The organism is Haloferula sp. BvORR071 (genome assembly GCF_000739615.1).
Taxonomy (GTDB): Bacteria; Verrucomicrobiota; Verrucomicrobiia; order Verrucomicrobiales; family Akkermansiaceae; genus Haloferula.
Map to the genome: position 1 here is coordinate 1 of NZ_BATP01000033.1, position 23,671 is coordinate 23,671.

The 23,671-nt window shown below is 63.3% G+C and carries 12 protein-coding genes; 4 read left to right on the forward strand and 8 right to left on the reverse strand.

The window, feature by feature from the left end; genetic code table 11:
• A partial coding sequence (locus tag BV071_RS18750; protein WP_035610598.1) for a LamG domain-containing protein occupies positions 1 to 1,233 on the forward strand: 1,233 nt, incomplete at its 5' end.
• A gap of 237 nt (positions 1,234 to 1,470) precedes the next feature.
• Complete coding sequence (locus tag BV071_RS18755) at positions 1,471 to 3,870, forward strand: autotransporter-associated beta strand repeat-containing protein (protein ID WP_035610600.1); 2,400 nt, start codon at positions 1,471 to 1,473, stop codon at positions 3,868 to 3,870.
• A 60-nt stretch (positions 3,871 to 3,930) separates the two neighbouring features.
• On the opposite strand, the gene BV071_RS18760 is transcribed toward BV071_RS18755, so the two are convergent.
• The 8 genes from BV071_RS18760 to BV071_RS18790 form a co-directional block, all read right to left on the reverse strand.
• A complete protein-coding gene (locus BV071_RS18760; protein ID WP_035610602.1) occupies positions 3,931 to 9,732 on the reverse strand; it encodes an AAA domain-containing protein in 5,802 nt (1,933 codons plus the stop codon).
• A 166-nt stretch (positions 9,733 to 9,898) separates the two neighbouring features.
• Positions 9,899 to 10,930, reverse strand: a complete 1,032-nt coding sequence (gene recA / locus BV071_RS18765) for a recombinase RecA (RefSeq protein ID WP_035610604.1) — start codon at positions 10,928 to 10,930, stop codon at positions 9,899 to 9,901.
• A 174-nt stretch (positions 10,931 to 11,104) separates the two neighbouring features.
• Complete coding sequence (locus BV071_RS33260; protein WP_265594600.1) at positions 11,105 to 12,139, reverse strand: thioredoxin family protein; 1,035 nt, start codon at positions 12,137 to 12,139, stop codon at positions 11,105 to 11,107.
• 185 nt (positions 12,140 to 12,324) lie between these two features.
• Positions 12,325 to 12,504 (reverse strand): hypothetical protein, encoded by a 180-nt coding sequence (locus BV071_RS35520; protein WP_265594601.1) that lies wholly within the window; start codon positions 12,502 to 12,504, stop codon positions 12,325 to 12,327.
• A 74-nt stretch (positions 12,505 to 12,578) separates the two neighbouring features.
• Positions 12,579 to 15,005, reverse strand: a complete 2,427-nt coding sequence (locus BV071_RS18780; protein ID WP_035610608.1) for a DUF87 domain-containing protein — start codon at positions 15,003 to 15,005, stop codon at positions 12,579 to 12,581.
• A 51-nt stretch (positions 15,006 to 15,056) separates the two neighbouring features.
• The gene (locus tag BV071_RS18785; protein WP_265594602.1) at positions 15,057 to 15,350 is read right to left on the reverse strand and encodes an energy transducer TonB; all 294 of its coding nucleotides are present in this window, start codon (positions 15,348 to 15,350) and stop codon (positions 15,057 to 15,059) included.
• Between the two features lie 67 nt (positions 15,351 to 15,417).
• Complete coding sequence (locus BV071_RS35525; RefSeq protein WP_265594603.1) at positions 15,418 to 15,558, reverse strand: hypothetical protein; 141 nt, start codon at positions 15,556 to 15,558, stop codon at positions 15,418 to 15,420.
• A gap of 67 nt (positions 15,559 to 15,625) precedes the next feature.
• Positions 15,626 to 17,878: a glycosyltransferase family 4 protein gene (locus tag BV071_RS18790; protein ID WP_035610612.1), complete on the reverse strand. Its 2,253-nt coding sequence runs from the start codon at positions 17,876 to 17,878 to the stop codon at positions 15,626 to 15,628.
• 359 nt (positions 17,879 to 18,237) lie between these two features.
• On the opposite strand from BV071_RS18790, the gene BV071_RS18795 reads away from it, so the two are divergent.
• Both BV071_RS18795 and BV071_RS18800 read left to right on the forward strand, forming a co-directional pair.
• Positions 18,238 to 18,546 carry an RNA-binding protein gene (locus tag BV071_RS18795; protein WP_035610633.1) on the forward strand — a complete coding sequence of 103 codons (309 nt, stop codon included), beginning with the start codon at positions 18,238 to 18,240 and terminating at the stop codon, positions 18,544 to 18,546.
• A 186-nt stretch (positions 18,547 to 18,732) separates the two neighbouring features.
• Positions 18,733 to 23,664 (forward strand): chitobiase/beta-hexosaminidase C-terminal domain-containing protein, encoded by a 4,932-nt coding sequence (locus BV071_RS18800; protein ID WP_081886094.1) that lies wholly within the window; start codon positions 18,733 to 18,735, stop codon positions 23,662 to 23,664.
• Positions 23,665 to 23,671 lie beyond the last annotated feature (7 nt).

A 23,671-nucleotide genomic window follows, 5' to 3' on the forward strand; every position in this document is an offset into this window, starting at 1 on the left:
ACGGTCACTTATTCGAAGGTCGGTGGGCCCTCATGGCTCACCGTGGAAGCGGATGGCCGCGTCTCCGGTGTGCCCGGCATCAATGACAGCGGCAACTCGCCCTTCCGCGTCCGCGCCACCGCATCCGGCGTCCTGTGCACCGACTTCGAGTTGCGCATCCCCGTGACCGCACCCGCGGATCTGCGTGCGCACTACGAATTGAACGGCGCTCTCACCGATACCGCGGCCAGCTATCATGGCAGCGGGCAGGGCGGCGGCCCGACCTACCTCAGCGGCTGGTTCGACAAGGCCGCCGATCTCGACGGCACCGATGACTATGTGCAGCTTCCCGCGGGCTTCCTCAATGGCGTAACGGACTGCACCTTCGCCGCGCGCTTCCGCTGGGATGGCGGCAACAGTTGGCAGCGGGTCTTCGACTTCGGCAATAACACCACCCAGTACATCGTCCTCACCCCGAATTCCGCGGCGGGCACCCTGCGCTTCACCATCTCGACGACGGGCAATGCCAGCGAGCAGATCCTGGAGACCCCCATGCCTGCTCCCGGCGACTGGACCACGGTGGCCATCGTGCTTTCGGGGGATACTGGCACCCTCTACGTGAACGGAGCTGTCGCGAGCACAGGGACCATCACGCTCGACCCCGCGAACATCGCGCCGGTCTTGAACTACCTCGGCAAGAGCCAATGGCCGGATCCCTATTTCAACGGCGCGATCGATGACCTCCGCATCTACAACCGCGCGCTGAATGCCACCGAAGTCCGCAGCCTCGCCGTGCCACCGGCAGCCACCATCGTGCCACGCAGCGGCTACTCGGCCTGGAAGGCCGGCTTCACTTTCCCCGTCGGCCAAAGCCAGCCGGAGGCCGACCCCGATCAAGACGGCCAAGCCAACCTCATCGAGTGGCTCCTCGGCACTGATCCCCTTGTTCTCGGCCCGGACAGCGGCAAGACCCTCGCTGCCCAGCGCCTCACCGCGGAACAAGTCGGCCTCACGGGTGACAAGACTTACCTCGGTCTGGCCGCCCGCATCCGCAAGGACCGTCCCGCGACCACTCTCATCCCCGAGGCGGCCGCGACTCCCGACGGCCTCGCTGCAGCCCAAGCCGCCACCCAAGTCCTCCAAGCCGGCCCACCTGTGGACGACGGCGACTTCGAGATCATCACCTGGTACTACACCGTCCCCATCGAGGACGGAGCGACCGGCTTCATTCGCCTCCGCGTCATCCAGAACTGATCTCAATCCCCCACGAAGGGGCGAAAAGATCTACTCCAACAAAAAGGGGATAACTGCCCGGACAGACAAAAGCGTGGCCAAAATCAGCCTGAAATAGCGGATTTCACCCAAAGCTCATCCGCTATTCCAACAGCTCCATCCTCGGTAATTTGGCGAAATCATACCAAGCCGGGCAGTCCCATACAAGCATCCGGAATGCTATGATTTTCGCAACCCAAGACCTCCCAAGTAAGCCCCATGTACCAGCCCAAGTTCCGTACTGTCTGCCGCTACCTCGGCGTAAGCGCCCGCATCTCGATCGGCGCCGCCATCTTCGCCACCCCTGCTCTGGCAGGCAATCTCTGGGTCGGCGGCACCGTCGGTGCCGAGCAAGACTGGAATGACATCGGCAACTGGGGCGGTGCTTTCCCCGTCGGCAATACGAGCGTCAATGTCGCCACCGGCAACTTCCCGATCATCACCGCGACCCCGTCCTTCACGCCCGTCGATCTTCTCGTCGGCACCGCGGGTGCAAGCGGTCGCCTCGATCAACGCGCGGGCACCGTCGCCACGGGCAACGGCAACTGGCTCTTCGTCGGCCAAGGCAATGCTGGCAATGGCACCTATAACCTCGCCGATACCTCGCTGACCACCGGTCCCGCGATCGGCTCCCTCACTGGCTTCGGCGTGGGCAGCGGCAGCATCAATGCCGGCGGTACCAGCACCACCGGCGGTCGCCTGGTCGTCGGCGATGCCGGCAGTTCGGTCGGCAATTTCAACATGAACACCTCGGGCACGCTGAAGACCGAGGAAGACGCCATCGGCATCATCCTTGGCAACGGCGGTACCAGCACTGGCAACTTCAAGCTCGATGGCGGCACAGTGCAGGTGAACTCACTTGCCACCACCGGTATCGGCATGCTCGTCGGCACCAACGGTGGCGATGGCAATTTCCGCATGAGCGGCGGCACCGTGACCGTGACCGGTGGCATCTGGGCCGGTGACAACAACGTGGGTAGCCAAGGCCTGTTCGAGGTCAGCGGCGGCAACTTCAGTGCGACTGCCAGTGGCACCAATGCCCAGAATGGCCAACATGCGATCGGGCGTGGCCTCGGCCAAGGCACCCTCAATGTCAGCGGCACCGGCAATGTCTCGCTCACTGGCCTGACCCACGTCGGCTATTCGGGCACGGCGACTGCGGGCACGACCGGCATCGTGAACGTCACGGGTGGCAGCTTCACCAATACCGGCGAACTCCGTGTCGGCTCCGGCCTCTACAACAATGGCGCGGTCATTTCCGCTGGCAGCGGCACGCTGAATGTCTCCGCTGGCTCCGCCACCGTCACCGGCAACCTCAAGATTGCCAGCGGCAATGACTCCAGCGACGTGGTGACCGGCACTGCCAACATCAGTGGCACGGGTACCTTGAACGCAGCGGGCGATCTGATCCTCGGCTACGCGGGCAACAGCAACCTCGGCAAGCTCGTCATCAGTGAGAATGCCACCGTCAACGTCGGCACCTCCGCGGAGCGCTGGCTCATCGTGAGCCAATACGATACCGCCAAGGGTCAACTCGACATCAGCGGCGGTAACCTGCGTTTGCTGAACAACTCCGACATCCGTTTCACCACCGGCAATACCAGCACCAACAGCACCAACGTCATCAACCAGACCGGCGGGGCAGTGACTTCCTACGCGGATGGCACCGGCACCACCTTGGGTGGTTCCGGAGTACTGGACATGCAGTACAGCGGCGCCGCCGGGGTCAACAACACCTACAATCTCAACGGCGGCACCCTGACTCTCTCCGGGGTTGGCTCGACCCTGGCGACCGGCACCCGCACCTTCAACTTCAACGGCGGCACCCTGCGCGCCACCACCGCGACCGCGAACTTCATGAGCCTTGGTGCGGGCAATGCGCGCGCCAATGTCCGTGACGGCGGCGCGATCATCGATACCAACGGCGTCGACATCACCATCGGCCAGTCCCTGTCGCACAGCAATATCTCCGGCGACAACGCGGTCGACGGCGGCCTGACCAAGAACGGCGGCGGCAAGCTGACCCTCACAACCACCAGCAACTACACCGGTGCCACCACGGTGAATGGCGGCACTCTCTCCGTGAATGGCAACATCGCCACTAGCAGCCTCACCACCGTCAATAGCGGCGGTACTTTGGCTGGTACTGGCACCGTGGGTGCCCTTACCGTGGGCTCCGGCGGCTTCCTGACCCCTGGTAACAGCGCTGGCATCCTCAACACCGGCAGCGTCAATCTCCAGTCCGGCGCTCAAATGGGCATCGAGGTGCTCGGCGCGACCGCAGGCAGCGGCTACGACCAGCTCAATGTCACCGGTAGCGTGACCTTGGCCGGCTTGCTGAATGTCACCAGCAGCTTCACCCCGACCGAGGGCAACCTCTTCTTCATCGTCCTCAACGACGAGACAGATGCCATCAACGGCACCTTCAGCGGCCTCGCCAATAACTCCATCTTCAATGCTGGCGGCCAGCTCTACCAGATCAGCTACTTCGGTGACAGCGGAACCAACAGCTTCACCGGCGGCAACGACGGCGTGCTGATGGCTGTCCCCGAGCCCGGGGCTCTGTTCCTCGGGACCATTGGTATGCTCGGCCTGCTGCGCCGCCGCCGGGCGGCTTGAGGCTCGCGCGATCTCCGGAGGAGGATTCAATCCTTCCTCCGGATACGAATTCCGGCCGCCTCAGTTCGAGCCGGGGTCTGACTCGAGCATTCCGCGGATCCGGCGGATCACTCCGGCGGGATCACGGTGCCATTGGCGGCTGGTGATCCGCAGATGACGCCAGCCGCGGTGAGCCAGGACATTCGGGACGTGGACGTAGTCCTCGTAGATATCGGCTTCCTTCTCGCCTTCCTCACACAGGATGGCTAGGGCGTAGCGGTGATGATCCCCGCGGGATACGACTGCTACGGGCAAACGGAACTCTGAAGTTCCGACCAGGGTTTCGACCGTGAGTCCTTCTTTTTCCAGTGCGAGCGAGAGCTGGTGGTGCAGGGGCAGGTGGGTATCGCCTGCGGATTTCGATGCCTTGTTTTGTCCAGTTTTGGGCAAGTCGTTGACTAGGGAGAGAATCTTCTCGGCCTGGGTGCGGCGGCCTTCGCCGAGGTGGCGGGCGAATTCGACGAAGGCTTTGAACATGCGCGGCCCGTCATGCTTGGTATTCGCGACCGAGAGCATGGAAGGCTCAAAGGATGAGACCACGATGATCTCGGACTTCGCGCGGGATACGGCGACGTTGAGCCGTCGCTCGCCGCCTTTCTGGCCGAGCGGCCCGAAGCGGGCGGGCACATAGATCTCGTCGCTGCCGTCCTTCCGTTTCCGCGGCACCGGCGCGTAGCCGAGCGAGAAGAGGATCAACTCGCGCTCATCCCCTTGGACGCTCTCCAGGTTTTTGACGAAGGGCCGCTCGTCGAGTGATTCGCGGGTGCTCGCTGCATCCCACAGCGCGGAGAAGGCGGGATCGCTGCTGCGCCGCGCGTCGATCTCGTCGAGGATCGTGCGGCGCTGGGAAAGGTTGAAGGTGACGATGCCGACGGTGGGTGGCTTGGGCCGGGCCAACAGATCGGCCAGCAGATCGACCACGCGTTTCGCCTCAGGAGCATTCGATCCTTTGTCCCAAGTGCCATTCTCTACCCGCACCCAGCGGATGGCAGGCGGGGCGGAACGCGAGAGTGTGGCGGGAATGGTGAGCAGCGAGCCGCCATACATCGAATGGTTAGAGAAGGCGATCAGCTCTTCGAAGAGCGCCCGGTAGTGCCAGCGGAGCGGGGCTCCAGACCCTGTGGCCCGGGCGAGGACCAACAAGGATTCGGAATCGAAGGCATCGGGTGCGACCTCCGCCTCGCTCATTTCATCGATCTCCAGGCTGCTGCCGGCTTTGAAGAAAGATGAGGGCGGCATCTGCTTGTCATCCCCGGCGACCACCGCGCGCTGGGCACGGGTGAGAACCGGCAGGCCATTCTCCACGGTGCACTGCGAGGCCTCATCGATGATGAGAAGGTCGAAGATCGGCTCGCGCGGGAATAGGATCGCAGTGGTCTCCGGTGACATCAGCCAGACCGGCACGACATCCAGGATTTCGCGGGCATGCTGTCGGACCAAGGTGCGCATCGCCGTGACCCGGCGCTGCTTGCGGGTCTCCTTGATCAGATTCTCGCGGGCGGCTTGTTCGGGGCTGCGGCGCACCCGGGCCTCTGCGGGCAACACGGCCATCAAGCCGGTCCGATCACCTGCGGCGGAGATGCGCAGCGATTCTTCCGCGGCGATGAGTTGATGAAGCTCGAGCAGCCGGCTCGAAGCGGCTTCCGGCGAGCCCAGGGGAATCGCTTGGTCGAGCATCGCCAGCGAGGGATCGGTGAACTCGGCGGCTTTCAAGTGGGCCTCAGCCCATGCGCGGTCGGCTAGCTCGCACCATTGCTGGGGTGCAGCATCCGCAAAGGAATCGGCGAAGCTTGCCACCAGTGGCAAAGGATTGGGAAGGGTAGCAGTCAGTTGCGCGAAGGATTGATCGGCGAGCCGCAGTGACACCGCCTCGGCATGAAAGGCTGCTTCGAGCGCTGCAAGACCAGCCGGAGGCAGCTTTCCTGCTACTGGGAAATGAAGTGCCGCGATCCGGGCGGCATCGAAGTAGGCCTGTTGCGCGGCGAGTAGATCGAGTGCTGCCTGGCAGCGACTGGACCAAGCGGTCCAGCCACCTGCCGGGCTATCCGTTCCCGTGGCGAGCGGCCAGAGGCCCAGCGATTCGAGTGAGGGCCGGGCCGCCGACAGGCGATCGGCGGTTTCCCACAGCCCGAGCATCTCCGAATGGCGGGTCGCCAGCGTGGCGGCATCGGCAGGCAGTCGGGAAGGCATGCCGAGGGCCTCGAAAAGCTGGGCGGCGGCGGTCCAACCACGAGCGGCAGAAAGGCGGCGTTCGATCGCGGCGAGCAGTGCCGGGTCGAGCTTCGCGGCTGCCTTATCCGGCCAGTCGCGGTGAAGTGCTTCGAGCACGATCGCGCGGGCACGCCGCCAAGCGGGCTTGAGGAACTTCAGCCAGGACGAGACGTGCTGGCGGGCAGTGGCCAAGGCCGCCGTGAGTTCCGGGCTGTCGGCGAATTGGACTCGGGATTTCTCTTCCAGCAGCAGCGGCAGGCTCTTGCCCACCGCGGCGAAGGAATTCTCCAGCGTGGCATGAGCCGGCGGATCGAGGCGGCGGCCTAACAGAACCGGGAACAGCGGATCCGCGACCGGGGTCTGCACCGCAAGCTGAAGCGCCTCGCGGGCGGCGCTGAGGGCGGGAGCAGGAAGTGGCTGTACGGCGTAGGCGCGCTCGTAGGCCTCCGCCGTTTCGCGAGTCGTGCGAAGCGCTGCCAGAATGCTCCTCAAGTCATCATCGGTTGAAGTGGCGAGCGAGGCGCGTGGCGGCTCGCTGTGAAATGGCGATGACTTCGCGAAGTGCCGCGAGTGCGGATGCAACTCCCGAAGGTGTCGGTGCAGCGCGGGCAGGCGATCCAGCGGGAGGCTAGCCAGGGAAGGGGAGTCGCAGCCGGGGAAATCGGGCTTCGCCGCGGCGAAGGAATGCAGGCCGCCAACGCTCAAACCAGAGGCCGTGGCGCTTGCGAGCAGGCGCGAACGGGCGGCCAGTTCCGTCTCCAAGGCGCGGGCCTCCCGGCGGAGTTCCGTAAGACGTGCCTCACCGAAGCTCCGCCGCTCAGGATTCTCCAAACGATCGGCGATGTGGGTGTAGAGCGGCTTGCGGTCCTCATGCACATCGTGGACCACGGCGGCGAGATGGCCGAGCCCGGCGGCATCCAGCCGCTGCTTCACCACATCCAGAGCGACACGCTTTTCGCAGACGACGGCGACCTTCCCGCCACGGGCGAGGGTATCCGCGACGAGATTGACGATCGTCTGGCTTTTGCCAGTGCCCGGCGGGCCATCGACCACCAGCAAGCGGTGGGCGCGGGAACTGCGCACTGCGGCCCGCTGGGAAGGATCGGAGTAGATGACCGGCTGATCCGGCTCCCCCGCGTGGGCAGGGATCGCAAAGGCCGGACGATGCGAGGCGGGCAGGATGTCGCAAGCGGCATTCAGGGAAGATTCCAGGGAGCTGCTGGAAGCCGGATCGAGACGCGTGAGGAGTTCGTCGTAGTCCTGCAGCAGGTCGGAGGACGATTGGGGGAAGAAGCCGATCACCGCATTCTCGGACAGCGCGATTCCCTCCGGCAGCAGCTCGGTCGCGGCCGGTGAGAGGTCTTCAAATTGGCCGACCGCGCCGGTGAGCGGGCGGGCATCCAAGCCCAGATTGCGCAGTGCGGCGAGCAGGGCTTCAGGAGACTCCGCGGCTTTCTGATCAAGCTCGGTGGCGAGTTCCTCCGTGAAGGGGAAGCCCTTCTTCGCGAACAGCAAACGCAGCAGAGCTTGGTTGGCGAGTGGTGTGTCATCGCTGGCCCGCTTGAGCTGATAGTGCCCGCCGCCGCGCGAATCGCCGTGCAGGGCGAAGGGATGAAGGATGAGAGGCGCGCGGACGAAGAAGGGGCCGACCTTTCCGATCAGGAAGGGATAGCCGAGATGCAGGTCGCGGGCACCGGTTTCCTCGACCCGGGCGCGTGCCTCGCGATCCAGCGCGCGCAGGCTGCTCGCGAGTTCCGCGGAGGTCTTTGATAGCCCGGCTTCGTCCCCGCCGAGGAGTGGCAGCGTGGTGGAGTCATAGAGCTGGGTGACGATCCGCTCGGAGCGACCGGCGATCACCGCGTCCAGCCGCGCGAGGTCGAAGTGCCGGCCTGCGCTGGCGCGGTACAGACGGATGGAAGGACTGCGGCCGTCACCGGAGACAAGCCGCTCGCGGAGATGTTTCAGCGCGGTGAGCAGGGAGTCCCGGTCCTTGGCATTGGCCAGACCGTCCGTGGGCTGGAGTTCGGCGGCCTTCTCGCGACGATGCCGCTCCGAATCGGTTAGGCGGAATAGCAGCGGCTGCTCCAGTCGGATCCTGCCATTCTCATCGGTAATCGGCCCGGCAGCGGGCTCCAGGTGATGGGGCGCGGCTGCCGTGACCAAGGTCTGGAGCAGCGCGGGCTGCCATACTTTCTCGCCGAGGATGCGGAGCAAACGGGAAAGGGCGACGCTACCACCGCCCCGCCGTGACAAGCCCGCGAACAAGCCTCCCAAGGCCGCTCGCGTTTCGCCAGTCCCCGGTGGCAAGGCGGGTAAGGGGCGCTCTACCGGACGCTGGGAGCGGTCCAGCCGCAAATCCTGTGCGACCGCGGCCAATAGATAGTGGAAAAGATGCTCCTGTTGCAGGGAGCGGCCGACTGCGGCGAGGACCTCAAGCTCGCGGATGTGGATTTCCCGGTCGGCCAGCGTGATGTGGAGCAGGATGTTGAAGATCGCCAGGGCCACCGGCTCTCCGCCGGAAATGGCCAGCGGCAGCAGTTCATCGAAACGTGCCAGCGCGACGGCGGGATCGAGCAGGTCCTTCCAATGGGGGAGCAGGTTGGCGAAGGTTTCCTCCAATGCCTTGGCTTCGGATTCGTCGAGATCATCGTCCGATGTCGCGACGAGTACGGCGGCCGCGAGGGCAAACTCCTGCAGTTCGGGCGGCAGCGTGGCCTCCTCGGTTTTGTCGAAGAGCTTCTCTCCGGATGCGGTGAGGATGCCCGCTAGGATCGCATCCACATCGGCGATGGAACGCGTCCCGGGACCTTGGCCGGTGATTGAGCGGAACAGGTCACTCTCTCCGAAAAGCGATAGGGCGTAGGCGCGCAGCAAGTGTTCCGGATGAGAGCCCAGCGCGGCGGTAGCAGACTTCGCGGCATCGTCGAAGATGGCGTGAGCTTGGGCCAGATAGGTCGGCACATCATGGCCCAGGCGTTCCGCGGGAAGTCCGGTCACAATCGCCATCAGCAAACGGATCGGACCTTCGATGCTGCCGGCGGCAATGGCACCGAAGCGGTCGGCGGTGAACTCCATGGCCATCGAGACCCGCGAGCCGAGGACCCGCGCCTCCAAAGGCAGGCCGGTATCCCGCGCGATCGCCGCGGCATGCCGGATGGCGGCTAGCCGCGGTGTCCCGGCGAACGAATCGGTATGCGCGAGATGATGTCCGAACTCATGTCCCAACAGCGCGAGAAAGGAGCCCTCATCCAGCGATGAGATCAGCCTGCCTTGCAGACTGACGAAGACGACGTCGGCACAGATGTGATTGGCGGCATTCTCATCCCCGGCAGCCTGATAGAGCTCGACCGGCTTGGTCAGGCCAAGCGCGGCAACCGCACGGGCGGACCATGCGAAAATCTCGGGCGCCATGTTTTCGGAAAGCCGGAGATGCCCCGTCAGCAAGCCACGGCGGATCTGATCGGCATCCGGCAGCACGGGCACCGCGGCCCGGGGGAAGAAGCCGGTGCCAGCCAAGGCATCGGCGAAGGCAACCTCTCCCGAGAAACGGAGACGCTCCGGATCGGGAGCGGGTAGAGATGTCTCTGGAGCCGGCGGAAAGGGTGCAGCCATAAGTCAGCGGGATGTGGCAGAATGATAAGGAAAAGTCCAGTATCTGGCAGAGCGCCCGGACCCTGCTGTCGCTAGTAGCGCGCGCTGCGAAAACGAAAAAGCGGCGGTCAATGACCGCCGCCCCATCGAACGCGAACTCGATGTGAAACCGTTTATTGTTCGCTCCTTACTTCTTCTTCGCTGCGTCGAGCTTCTCGCGGACCTTGTCGGAGAGCTCGGTGTAGAGCGCCTCGTCCGCCTTGAGGGCGTCCTTGGCGGCGTCGCGGCCTTGGGCGAGCTGGCTGCCATTGTAGGCGAACCACGAGCCCCGCTTTTGGATCAGGTCCATCTCCAGCGCGAGGTCGAGCAGAGAGCCGACCGAGGAGATCCCCTCGTTATACATGATGTCGAACTCGCACTCCGTGAAGGGCGGCGCGACCTTGTTCTTCACTACCTTGATCTTGGTCCGGCTGCCTTGGACCGAGCCATCGGTGGACTTGATCTGGCCAATGCGGCGGATATCCACACGGACCGAGGCGAAGAACTTCAGCGCCCGGCCACCAGGAGTGGTTTCCGGATTGCCGAACATCACCCCGATCTTCTCGCGGATCTGGTTGGTGAAAATACAGACGGTGCGGGCCTTCGAGATGAAGCTGGTCAGCTTGCGCATCGCCGCGCTCATCAGGCGGGCTTGGGCGCCCACGGTGGAGTCGCCGATTTCGCCGTCGAGTTCCTGCTTGGTCACCAGCGCGGCCACCGAGTCGAGGACGATCACGTCGATCGCATTCGAGCGCACCAGCGCCTCGCAGATTTGCAGCGCTTCTTCACCGGAGGAGGGTTGGGAGACCAGCAGGTCGTCCAGATTCACGCCCAGCATCTTGGCATACTGCGGGTCGAGCGCGTGCTCCACGTCGATGAAGGCGGCTAGGCCACCCTTCTTCTGGGCTTGGGCGATTGCGGTGAGGGTCAGGGTCGTCTTACCGGAGGATTCCGGGCCGAACACTTCGATGATACGGCCGCGGGGGAAACCACCCACGCCCAGCGCCCGGTCGATCAGCAGGTTGCCGGTCGGGATGACATCCACGTCGACGCGGTTGCCATCGCCCATCCGCATGATGGCGGCTTCTCCGAACTCCTTCTGGATGCTGGAGATAGCCATGTCGAGGTTACGCTTGCGGGCGTCGGCGAGCTTGTCGGATGCGTCATCGGTTTTAGCCATAAGTCAGTCTGGTTGGGAATGCCGGGTTCTCTCAGGCCTGAACACCTACGTCAACGAAAAAGCTGTTCGCTCGAACAAAAATGAGACTTTTGGATGCTCCCGTGCGGGCACAAAAAAGCCGCCCGGCTGGCTGCCGGGCGGCTGGAATTCTTTGAATTTCAGAGCGATCAGCGATTATTCGCCAGCCTTCTTTTCGGCCGGATCTTCCGCTTCCTCTTCTTCACCGCCTTCGGCACCACCACCGTTCTTGGCGGCCTCAAGCTGCTTCTTGAAGCCCGGGATGCGGGCGGCCAGATCGCTGTTCGGAGCGGCAGCCAGCGACTCGTCGATCGCCTTCAGCGCGTCGTCGAACTTGCCGGAGTTGGCGTGGATGCTGGCCTTGGCGAGCAGGACCTTCTGCTTGTTCTCACCGGTGAAGGAACCGTCGGCCAAGGTCTTTTCCACGAACTTGATGGCGTCGCCCATGGCGGACTCCATCGCCTTCTTCATGTCTTCCTCGGACTCGGCTTCCTGGCCCTTCTCGAAGAAGCCCTTCAGCTTGGCATCAAAGTCGGCGAACTTCTTGCCTTCTTCCATCTTCTTCACGTAGCCGGTTTCGTCCTTCGGATCGGCGGCTTTGATCTTCTCGACGGTGTCGCCGTAGAAGGTGGCGACCATCGCGCCTTCCAGTTCCATGGCATCGAGCGCGGCGATCAGCGCCTTCGACTTGGCCGGACCTTCTTGCTTGTCGGCTTCGGCGAAAGCCTTGTCACGGGCTTCGCGCTTGGCGCGCAGTTCATCGAGGTGCGCCACGTACTTCTCCGGGCCACCTTCCTGGTAGCCGGTCTGGGCGTAGGGCTTGCCGCCCGCGTCGCAGAGCATGATCGTCGGGAAGCCTTCGATCGCGAACTTGTTCTTCAGTTCCTCGTTCTGCTTCTTCGTCTCCTCGGAGAGCTTCGAGTCATCATTCGGGAAATCGACTTCCACCAGGACGAACTTGTCCTTGGTGCCTGCCTTGAAGGGATCCTTGCTGAAGACCTCGTCGTTCAGCTTGATGCACCAGCCGCACCAGTCGGAACCGGTGAAATCCATCAGCAGGTCCTTCTTTTCGGAGGCAGCCTGCTTCTTGGAGGCTTCAAAGTCGTGAGACCAGCCTTCGCCGCCGGCGAAAGCGGAACCAAGGCCGAGGGAGGCGGCAACGGCTGCCGCGAACAGATATTTGGTTTTCATGATCATAGGGGCGGGCGGCCCGGAGCCGCAAAGGGACGCCGCTTCAGCGTTCCCCGCTAGGAAATTTCTCGAAATTATTTCATCCAGCGATGAAGTACGGATTCGAGCAAATGGGGAGGCCAGCCCCCTGAAAAGCGAGCGGCCCCGAATCTTCGGGGCCGCCTTCAAACCTGGGGAAATCCGCGTCAGGTCTTCGGTTCCTGCACTTCGTGCGGATGCTTCATTTCATGCATCTCGTGGAGCCGTTGTTGATGACGCTGTTGCCCTTCGGCTTTCTGTTTTCTCTGAACCTCCTGCTGGGCATGGAGCTTCTTCAGTGCTTTTGGATTCTTGTCTCCCATGGTTGTGATGGGTTGTTCGCCCAAACCCTCCGCGTGAATCGCGAATCCGCCACATGGAATTTTCCAAGGGAATTGTAAGTCACTGGCGCAAAGTGACATCACCAGGCCCTTTCCCCGCGTTCATCGTATGGCAGCCACAGCAACGCGACCGAATCCACCGTGACATTGGTCTTGGCTGGCTTGAGGGTCTCGGTCTCAAGCTGGAGCGCCGTCGGGTCGTAGGAACGCGAGAGCTCTTCGATATCTGCCTGCAGCTCCTTTTCGATCGTGGCGATGTCAGCTTGAACGCCCTCAACCTTGTCCTCGGCGACGTTCACGTCCTCGTGCTGCTTGTAGGCGGAGGTGCCCTTGGAGATCAGCGAACCGCCGCCGCCTTTGCGGCCGAGCAGGCCGCCCAGCAGACCGCCTAGAATGGAAGCACCCGCCTGCACCAAGGCGCCTTGGGATTCGGCCTTCTGGCGGGCCAATCCGGCTTCAGCGGTCTGGAGCTTGCCTTGCAGGGTGCTGAGTTTCTTTTGTGCGGCGTCGCGGAGTTTCTCCACCGCGGCATCCCGTGCTTCGCGGGCCTGCTGGGTCAGGCGGGCGCGGAACTCGCCCTCGGACTCACCGAGCTGCGAGTAGGCTTTGAGCGAGGGGCAGGAGAAGAGATCAGCGCGCTGGTTGCGGTAGAGCCAGTCGGCGAAGTCCTTCTGCACCTGCTTGTAGTTCGCGGCGTTCATTGCGAAGCCCGGCAGGTTGTCGAAGCCCGCGCCTTCGGCAGGATCGGAGCCTAGATCCTCCGGCTTCAGCGGTGGGGGCAGGTCGTGGTCCCAGTCGATCGCCTCGGGCAAGATTGCGTTCACCTTCCGTACCTTGACGGCACCATCTGCTCCGGTCTTGGCGGAGCTGAAATGAACCGTGCCGACGCGCAGGAGGTGCGGTTTGTAGGTGACCTCGGAGGCATCGCCGGCGGGCGGCGCGAATTTCTCCACGATGCCGCTGCCGACCAAGGGGCGAGCGGAAGGCTTGGCGGCCGGTTCGGGAGCAGCTCCCGGCATCGCCATCGGATTCGCCGCTGCAGCGGCCGGGGTGGCGGCTGCGTCTTTTCCCCCGAAGGCCCCGCGCTTTGGGTCCATCAGGGCCTTGATGCTGGTCCGGGTGAGGGGACCGGTGAGGTAGCTCATCACCCAGCGCACGTGGAAGAGCACCGGGTGGTCCTCGTGGACGTTGTTCATCAGGAAGACGCGGTTGCCGAGGGCAGAAAGCAGCTTCTCCATCTCACCGCGGTCGAACTTTGCGTTCTGGGCCCCGGCGGCACCTTCCAAGCCGTCCAGCACGCGCATCTTATCCCGCTCGGTCTGCAAGCGCCCGAGGAACCAGGTGCCGATGTTCGAGAGTGCCTTGTAATCGAGGTCTACCGGGTTCTGAGTCGCCAGCAGGCAGCCGAGACCGAAGGCGCGGGCCTGCTTGAGCAGCGTCATCATTGGCCGTTTGCTCGGCGGATTCTGCGAGGGCGGCAGGTAGCCGTAGATCTCGTCCATGTAGAGCAGAGCCCGCAGCGAGGTGGTGCCGCTTTGCGCCCGCATCCAGCCGAGGGTTTGGTTGAGCAGCAGGCTGACGAAGAACATCCGCTCGGCATCGCCGAGGTGCGCGATCGAGAAGATCGAGATCCGCGGCTTGCCCTCTGGTGTGTGCAGCATCTTGGCGATGTCCAGCGGCGGGCCCTCCAGCCAGGTCGCGAAACCCGGCGAAGCGAGCAAGTTGTTGAACTTGAGCGCCAGCGCCTGGCGGTCCTTCTGCGGGAGGAAGCTATCGAGATCGATCACGCCGACCTTGTCGAAGGACGGCTTCTGGATGTGCCGGATCAGGGTTTCCAGCGTGATGCCGCGCTCCGCCTGCCACTCCTTCTGGAAGATCGTGGAAAGCAGGATCGCCTGCGGGCTTTGGATCGGATCGGCATCCACGCCCACCAGCGAGAGCAGGGAGGACACCGTGCTTTCGACCCGCTCGCCGAGCAGCTCGGCGTCGTCCATGATCTCGAAGGAAGGCGCGTCCAGCGAACTGAGGATAGAGACCGGGATGCCAGCCTTCGAGCCAGGGGTGAAAATGTTGATGTCGACCTTGTCGCAGAACTGGGCGATGCGCTCGGGCCCTTGGCCCCACTCGGCGAGGCCCTTTTTCCACATCTCCGCCGTGCTGGCGGCGAAGTCATCCGGCGAGACGCCCTTCTTGGCCGCGTCGTCCTCATTGATCCACGGGCGGAAGTCAGCGGCGCTGAGATTCGGGAAGCTGAGCAGCAGGTTCGAGATGTCGCCCTTGGGATCGATGATGATCGCAGGGATGTTGTCCATCGCCGCCTCCTCCAGCAGGGCGAGGCAGAGGCCGGTCTTGCCGGAGCCTGTCATCCCCAGCACCACGCCGTGGGTGACGAGGTCCTTCGAATCGTAGAGCACCAGCCCGCCGTCAGCGGCCTTGGTGTCCAGATCGTATTCGCGGCCGATGTAGAAGGTGCCGAGCTTTTCGTAGTCCGAGACTGCCGGGGTCATGAGTCCGACAATCTAACCGGAAACCCGCTTCTGGCGAGCGGGAAGCGTGCCTCACTGGACCGGATCCTTCTCCGCGGCGAACTCGATCCGGCGGCGCGCGCGGGAGGGATCGGCGGAGCGTTCCGCGTGCCAGCGATAGACTTCGGCCAGAGCTTCCTTCTGGAGCAATTGCGGGGCGTCGGTATTGATTACCTTGGCGTTGCTGGTCTTGCCGTCGGTGCCGATCGTATACTCCACATCGACGAAGTAGGACGTTTTGTTCGGGTCGACGGGCGGCTCCGGCGCGGCGCAGCTGGCGGCGAGCAGTGCGGCGAGGGCGAGAGGGGAGCGCAGGACGGGTTTCATGGCGGCATCAGTGAGCAGGCAGCCGCCGTCCGTCAATCGGCTTCCGCTTCCAGGCGCGGCGGACCACCTACTTCTTTTTAGGTGGAGCGCCGGCCGCTGGCTGGTTCCGGGCGTCGGTCTGGCGCTGCTTCGCCTGTGAGGCGGCGTTGTCCTTGCTAGCCTTCTGGGCTTGGTTCTTTTGCTTCGATTTCGGGGATTTGTCGCCCATGGGATTGGATGGTTTGGTTTGGGTAGAGAGATGATGAATGCCGCTGGGGGGGGAGCAGCCGCCGCGGTCAGGGTGTGGCAAGGGAGGGCTTGCAGCGGCTTAGCTCGGTGCGGGAAAGGTGGAAGGCGAGGGTGGATTCAGCTCCCTGGTTCTGGTTGATGTGATCGCGCAGCAAGGCATCGCGGCAGCCGCCCGAATTCTCGTCATAGAGAGGGACACCGAGGTCGTTGCGGCCGAGGAACCACTCGAAGCAGCGGCGGGCATGATCGGCCCAGACCTTCTCGCCGGTGACTTCATACGCGGCTGTGCAGGCGGAGATGATGGCGTGTGCCTCTACCGGTTGCTGGTCGAAGCGTGCCTTTTCCCCGTCGCGTGGCCAGAAGCCGTGGCAGCCGATTGGCGAGAACTGGCCGCCGTCACCGGTCTGTTCTTCGATCAGCCAGCGCAGGGAGATCAGGCCGGTTTCGATCGCCGGGTGCTGGCCGGAGAGGATCAGGGCATGCGGTAGCTTGGCATTGTCATAGGTCGCGATCCGCTCGAACCACAGCCAGCCCGGCGCAGAGTTCGCCTGGAAAAGGTCCATCAGCCGGGCGACGAGGATTTCCTGCATCTTGCCGACCTCGCGGTCCCCGGAGAAGGCGCGGAGATATTCATGGATGGCGACCAAGGTGAAGGCCCAGGCCCGCGGGGAGCTGAAGTGCTTCACTGATGCCAGCCCGCGCTGAAAGAGCAGGGCGCAAAGATTGCGATAGCCTTCATTCGGCGAGCGCCCCAAGGCGGTGCCCGCGGCCCACAAGGCTCGCGCGTGGCTGTCCTCTGAACCCTTGCTCTCAAGCCACTGCCGCTCGTGGCTCATGAAGTTCCGGAAGCGTCGCGTGTTCGCGTCGAAGGCATACCAGAGGAAGGCGAGATAAGAACTGGCCAAGCGATCGAGTTCCGGATCCGGGCCATGTTCTTCCTGATGAAGGATGGTGAAAATGAAGGCCCGCGCATTGTCATCGGTGCAGTAGGCCTCGTGATAATTGGGCACATTGTAGATCGCGTGCTGGAAGATGCCGGTGTGGTCGGTCATCCGGAACAGATGATCGAGCTTCGGCTCCGGGATCGGATAGTGCGCGTTGTCAGTCTCGCGTTCTTCCATGACTGCGACGGAGGGCACGCTTAGCCCCGCCCGTGCACGGTCGAAGCTGTCCATGTAGCGGCGAGCCACTTCCGGCCAAGTCATCTTGCGGCCTTCCTTCCACGCCTTCTTGCGCATGGCGGTCATCCGGGTCGGATGGGCGAGCAGATCATTCACTGCCGCGGAGATGGCCTCCGCATCGGCAAAGGGCACGAGCACCCCGCGGTCGTCGGCGAGCAATTCCAAGGCGTGCCAGTAAGGAGTGGAGATGATCGCCTTCCCCGCCCCGAAGGTGTAGGCCAGCGTGCCGGAGGTGATCTGTTCTTCATTCCGGTACGGCGTGATGTAGATGTCCGAGCCGCCGATGAACTCTTTGAGCTCATCCATCGAAACGAAGCGATTGTGGAAAACCACCTGATCCTGCACGCCGAGTTCGCAGGCGAGCGCTTCGAGCCCTTCCCGGTAGGCTTCTCCTTGCGAGGCGATGAGATGCGGGTGAGTCGCTCCCACCACAAGATAGACGACATCCGGATGGGCGGCGAGAATGGCTGGCAAGGCCTTGATGGCCGTTTCGATGCCCTTATTCGGCGAGAGCAGGCCGAAGGTGAGGAGCACCGTCTTGCCCTCTGCATCGAACACGTCCTTGTAGAAATTGGAATCAACAAAGGGCATGTCGATCACCCCGTGGGGAATGAGGTCGATCTTCGCCGGATCGATGCCATAGACGTCCACCAACAGGCGCTGGCCGCGCTCCGCCATTACGATGAAACGGTCGGAAAGCCGGTCGAGTTGCTCCATGACCTCGCGCTGTGCCGCGTCCGGTGCCTTGAGCACGGTGTGCAGGGTGGTCACCACCGGCTTCTTCAACTGGCTCAGGAAGCCGAGCAGATGAGATCCGGCAGGGCCCCCGAAAATCCCGAATTCATGCTGCACGCAGACGACCTCGACATTGTTGATGTGGAGGAAGTCCGCCGCCCGGGTATAGGATTCGGGATCATCTTGCTCGATCTCGAAGCGGACCCGCGTTGGATAGTCGTAACCTTCCGGCCGGTCATTCATCGCTCCAGCAATGCAGGTCGCATCCGGAAACTCATCGGCGATGGCCTCGCAAATGTCGGTGGTGAAGGTGGCGATCCCGCAGCGGCGGGGCGAATAATTGCCGATAAAGGCAATGTGGCGGGTGGACGTCGGGGCTTTCATGGCACGGCGCGTGAAATCTCGCGCTCTCCATGGCGGCAGGGCTTGGGAAACCCCGACAAGCGGCCTTTTTTTGGCCTCCTGCGAAACGGGTGACGCTACGCCGGGTGCCGGAAGCAGTCAAAGTATATCAAATTTTAGCCCCCGGGTCAGCCGCGTGAAGCGGCCCGGGTGCAGGTATTTTCGGAATCTTGTCGCTTATCGACCCTAGCGCCCCTACCGTGTCCTGTTGGTTCCCGCCTTGGCAAGATCAAGACTTGGAGTATTGCCAGGCGAGTTTGCAGAATTCGGTGGTGATCTGAGACCCGATTCACGGGAACAGCTCAGAAGGTCCTGCGATGCAGGAACCAGCGGATGATGTTATGAAAATGTATGTAGGCAATCTGTCGTTCCAGACGACCAAACAGGACATCGAAGCCCTGTTTTCCCAGCACGGCCAAGTGACCGATGTCCACCTGCCGACGGACCGCGAGAGCGGCCAGCCCCGCGGATTTGCATTTGTGACCATGGACTCCGCCGCCTCCATGAAGAGCGCGATCGCGGCCCTCAATGGCAAAGAACTCGATGGCCGCAACCTGAAGGTGAACGAAGCCCAGGCCCGCGAAGAGCGTGGCGGCGGTGGTGGCGGTGGAGGCAGACCAGCCGGCAGCGGCGGCGGGCGTCGCTATTGAATCGATTTTCCGGCGGACCTTTTCCGAGCGGCACTCCTTATGGGGTGCCGCTTTTTTGGGCTCCAGAGGAGTGTCTATAAACTTATGATTATCAGAATTCGCCAATCAATCGAATCTTGCAGGTGACGATTTCTTCACCCATCGTCTCATCGCCCTTTACCCACCCTCCGGCTGGTTCATCCCCCCATGAAGCCTTGGCGCCCCCCCACCCTGGCGCTTGTCGGCTGGCTTGCATTCGCAGGTCTGTCGAGAAGCGATGTCGTGATCAGCGAGATCCAATCGTCGAACGAGACTGTTCTCGACGACGATGGCGATGCTTCGGATTGGGTGGAGCTGCTCAATCGCGGCAGTTCCACGGTGAATCTTGAGGGCTGGGGCATTTCGGACGACAGCGAGGACCCCTTCAAGTTCGAGCTGCCAGCGGTCGATCTGGCCCCGGGCGCGCGACTTGTCATCTGGTGCTCGGGAAAAGACCGCACGGGCACGGGCAGCGGACTGAGCGTGGATTCGCCCGATGACATTCCGGGCCTGGTTCTTTGGCTGAAGGCGGAAGGCGAGAGCCACTCGGATGGCGAGGCGACGAGCACGTGGAAGGACCTCAGCGGCAAGGCCAACGATGGCACCGCATCATCGAGCAGCACGCGGCCGGTCTTCCGGACCAATCGCCGCAATGGCAAGCCGGCCTTCCAGTTCACCCGCAGTTCCTCGCAGGCCTTCAAGCTGCCGGTGGCTCCCTTCAATGGTCTGACCAGCCTCAACAATTTCACGCTCTTCAGTGTAGCGAAGTGGACGGGCAATGGTTCGCCCTCCGGGATCTTCGGTGCTTGGAATCCGAGCGACAGCACGACCGATACCAGCCTGGCGATCGACGTGAACGGCGAGGCGCGCTTCCGGGCCGGACTGATGAGTCCCATCGGCAAGACCGCCGCGGTCGCCAGCAATGAATGGTCGGTCCTTTCGACCACGATGGCAGGCAATCTGGATTCACCGCGGGCCCGCCTGTTCAAGAACGGCCAGTTGATCGGCTCGCAAGCGGAGAGCCCGGGCTCGGTGCTGATTTCCGGGCTTCAGGAAATGGCCGTCGGCAGCGCGAAGACCGGCCAGGCTCTCGATGGCGAGATCGCAGAGGTGTTGCTCTACGACCGCCCGCTGGCGGCGGCGGAGTTGGCATTCCTCGATGTCTATCTCGGCACACGCTACTCGCTGCCCGGTGCCACGCTGCCGCTGACGCCGAAGATCCACACAAACTTCAGCATCGACTCCGACGGCGAAGATCTCGTGCTGACCCGTCCGGAGGGGATCACGGAAGACCTGGTCTCCGGAGCCAAGATCCCACAGGGTGCGAGCCGTGGCCGGAGTCCTGAAAGTGGCAATACCTTCGTCTGGTTCGCCACGCCCACGCCGGGGGCGGCGAATGGCAGCACGGCCTACGCCGCACCGGTAGGCAAGCCGGTGCTCTCCGAGCCCCGCGGCTTCAAGGAGAGCAGCTTCAAGCTCATCATCAGCCATCCGGATCCGGCGGTGTCGCTGCGTTATACGCTGGATGGCAGCGAGCCCTCGCTGACGAATGGCAGCACCTACTCCGCGCCGATCACCATCGCCTCTACCAGGATTGTCAGAGCGGCGGCCTTCAAGAACGGCACCTTGCCCACGCGGGAGATCGCGACCTGTTCATACTTCTTCCTCAACGACATCGTGAACCAGTCGGGAACCCCCGCGGGCTACCCTGCGACTTGGGATGACTTCACGTCCGTCAGCTACGGCATGAGTCCGGCGGTGAAGTCGCAATCCGGCTACGCGGCCCGGATGAAGACAGCTCTGTCCAGTTTGCCTACGCTCTCGCTCTCGCTTTCAGTCACCGATGCCTTCGGTGCTGACAACGGCGTTTATTCGAATCCGGAGAGTCCCAACATCGAGAAAGTGGTCTCCGCGGAGTGGATGAGTCCCGACCGCTCGCTGGACACGCAGATCGATGCGGGGCTGAGCATCCATGGCGGTGCCAGCCGCTACTTCGCGAAGACCCCGAAGAAATCGATGCGGCTGCACTTTCGCGGCGCGCTCGGCGAGGGACGGCTGCGTGTGCCGGTGCTGGCGGACGGCGGCAGCACGGTGGCGGATTTCAACACGCTGGTCCTGCGGGGGAACTTCAATAATTCCTGGCTGCACATGGCGAGTTCGGAGCGCGCCCGCGGTCTGATCTTCCGCGACCAGTGGATGCGCGACACCCAGGCCGCGATGAATGGAATGTCGGCGGAGGGCAACTTCGTCCACCTCTACATCAACGGGAATTACTGGGGGATCTACAATCCCTCCGAGAAGCCGGACGACGCCTTCTCTGCCACCCACTTCGGCGGCGAGCGGGAAGACTACGATGCGATGAATCACAACGGGGTGGTGAGCGGCGACAATATCGCCTGGGATGCCATGCGCGCGATTGCCTTGGCGGGGCTCGCCACTCCCGAGCAGTACGCGGCGATCCAAGAGTATCTCGATATTGATCCCTTCATTGACTACATGCTGCTCAATATCTGGGGCTCCAACCAGGATTGGCCGGACAACAACTGGACCGCCACCCGCTTGCGCCAGCCGGGAGCGGGCTATCGCTTTTTTGTCTGGGATGCGGAGAAGACGATGGAGAGCGTAACCTCCGGCAGGACCAATCCGCCCAACAGCGATTCCAGCCACGACAATCCCGCGGTGTTCTACATGGCGCTGCGCCAGAATGCCGAGTTCCGCCTGCGCTTCGCGGACCGGGTGCAGAAGCACTTCTTCAACGGCGGCGCGCTGACCTCTGCCGCAAACATTGCTCGCTTTAACGCGATGGCCACGAAGGTCCAGCCCAGCGTCTTTGCCGAGCAGGCGCGCTGGGGTGCCTACCGCAACACGATCCTCGATGCGGACGGGCCTTCGCCGATTTACACCGCCGATACGCATTGGGTGGCGGAGCGCGACCGGCTGCTCAATTCCTACTTCCCGACGCGGACCACCAACGTGCTGGCGCAACTGAAGACCGCCAGCCTCTACCCGAACGTGAATGCCCCGGCCTTCAGCCAATTTGGCGGGCAGCTTGCGGCCGGGCAAACCGTGACCATCACCGCGAGTGCCGGCAGTGCCATTTACTACACCCTCGATGGCAGTGACCCGCGCGTGCCGGTCAGTGGTGCGGTCTCGGGAATCGCCTCCACCTACGGCTCCGCGGTAGCCATCAGCGGGTGGAAGACGCTCAAGGCACGGGCGCTCAGCGGCGGCGTGTGGAGTGCGTTGACGGAAGCGGCGTTCTATTCGATCCAGCCTGAATCGAAGTATGTTCCTTACATCAGCGGCGACTGGAACGCGGATGCGAACTGGTCACCCGCGCCCTTTCCCGACGGCCCGGGTGAGCGCGCGGTGATCGATGCTCCGCCCGCGGCGGAGCGTGCCATCAGTCTGCGCACGCCGGTTACCATCGGCAGCATCCGCTTCAATGAGGGCAGCGACATCTACCGCAATCGCATCCGCGACCAAGCTGCCGGAAATATCCTCACCTTCCATGGCGGTGGCCAGGAGGCAGTGCTGCAAGTGGATGGCGATGGCACCGGCTACGCGGAACTCGAGGTCAGCTCAGGCACGGTGCTCGCGACTGATCTCAACGTGAAGGTCAACCACTATGGCGGGAATCCGGAATACGGGTCCCTGCGCCTGCGGGGGCCTTGGAGCGGCAGTGGCGGTCTTCGCAAGACCGGCATCGGCGTGGCTTCCCTCAGCGGGGAGGACAAGGACTTCACCGGCCCCCTGCTGATCGAGGAAGGGGTGCTGGCGCTCACGGAGTCTGCCACGCCGCAGCATGTCTCATCGGTGGTGGTGAGTCCAAATGGGCAACTGCGCCTGACCTCTAGGAGTGATCCCGGGGAGCCGAGCGTCTACGCCTTCGACATCCCGATCAAGATCGCGGGCAGCGGCCGGAGTCCCTTCATCCCCGTGAATCCCAACGGCCCCTTGCTTGGCCGATCCGGCGCCCTTCGCTACGAGCCCGGCATCGCCTCGCCGAACCACTGCGTCTTACCGGTGGCGGTCGAGCTCACGGCTGCAGCGGGGATCCATGTGGAAGGCCCGCTCAATCGCTTGGAACTTGCTGAATCGCTGACCCCGGTTTCGAAAGCACTCACCAAAACCGGTAGTGGCATCCTGCATCTCAATGCGGACAATACCGGCTTCACTGGGCCGATCACGCTGTCCGAGGGAACGCTCGAACTTTCCGGCGCGATCGGCTCGGTCGTGACCTTGGGTAGCAGTGGCACGCTCACCGGTTACGGCCGGACCGGCCCGCTCAGCGGGAGTGGGACCATCAATCTCGGCGGGAAGATCTTCTCCGCGCCCAGCTTGAGCGGCAATTTGATCTCCGCCGTGCTCGCGAGCCCGGGATCACCGTCCTACCGGGATCCTGCCGTTGCCTTGAATGGCTTGCTGGCAGTGGATGCCATCACCGCGGCACCGCAGAAATGCCGGATTTATCTGCCGAATGCCGGAAGCGCTTTTCGCGGGGTGCTCTTTGCGCCCGCCGAAGTGGATCTTGCCGCGATCATTCACGCAACGCCCTGTGAGGTCTATCAGCCGAATGGTGCGAACTGGTCGCTGGTCCCGCTGGCCCAAGTGCTGACGGTGCCGGAGACGGCTGACTTCGGCAGTGGCCCGGTAGCGGGGAGCATCGTGGAAGTCCGTCTCGGCGCGCCGCCCGCTTCCTTCCCGGCGTGGCAATTGCTGGCCTTCCCGAACGCCAGTGATCGCAATTCGCCATCGATTGGCGGGCCGGATGCCGATCCGCGGAAGGCGGGCACCTCAAACTTGCTCCGCTATGCGCTGGGGCTCGGCTTGAACGACAATCCGGCGGAGGCGCTGCCACGTCTCACCAGCTCCGACTTGGGTGATCACTGGGAGTTCCGCTTCCCCTTCGATCCCGGTCGAGACGACATCATCTGCCTGGTGGAGGCGACAGAAGAGCTCGGGAACTGGGCCAACGCGGAGTTAGTATTCGATTCGCGCACCGACTCTGCAAAAGAACGTGAGAACGGCTGGGTGATCCTTGATGGCCCAATCACCGGCAAGCAGCGCTTCTTCCGGCTGCGCGTCATTCAGAAGTAGCGATAGG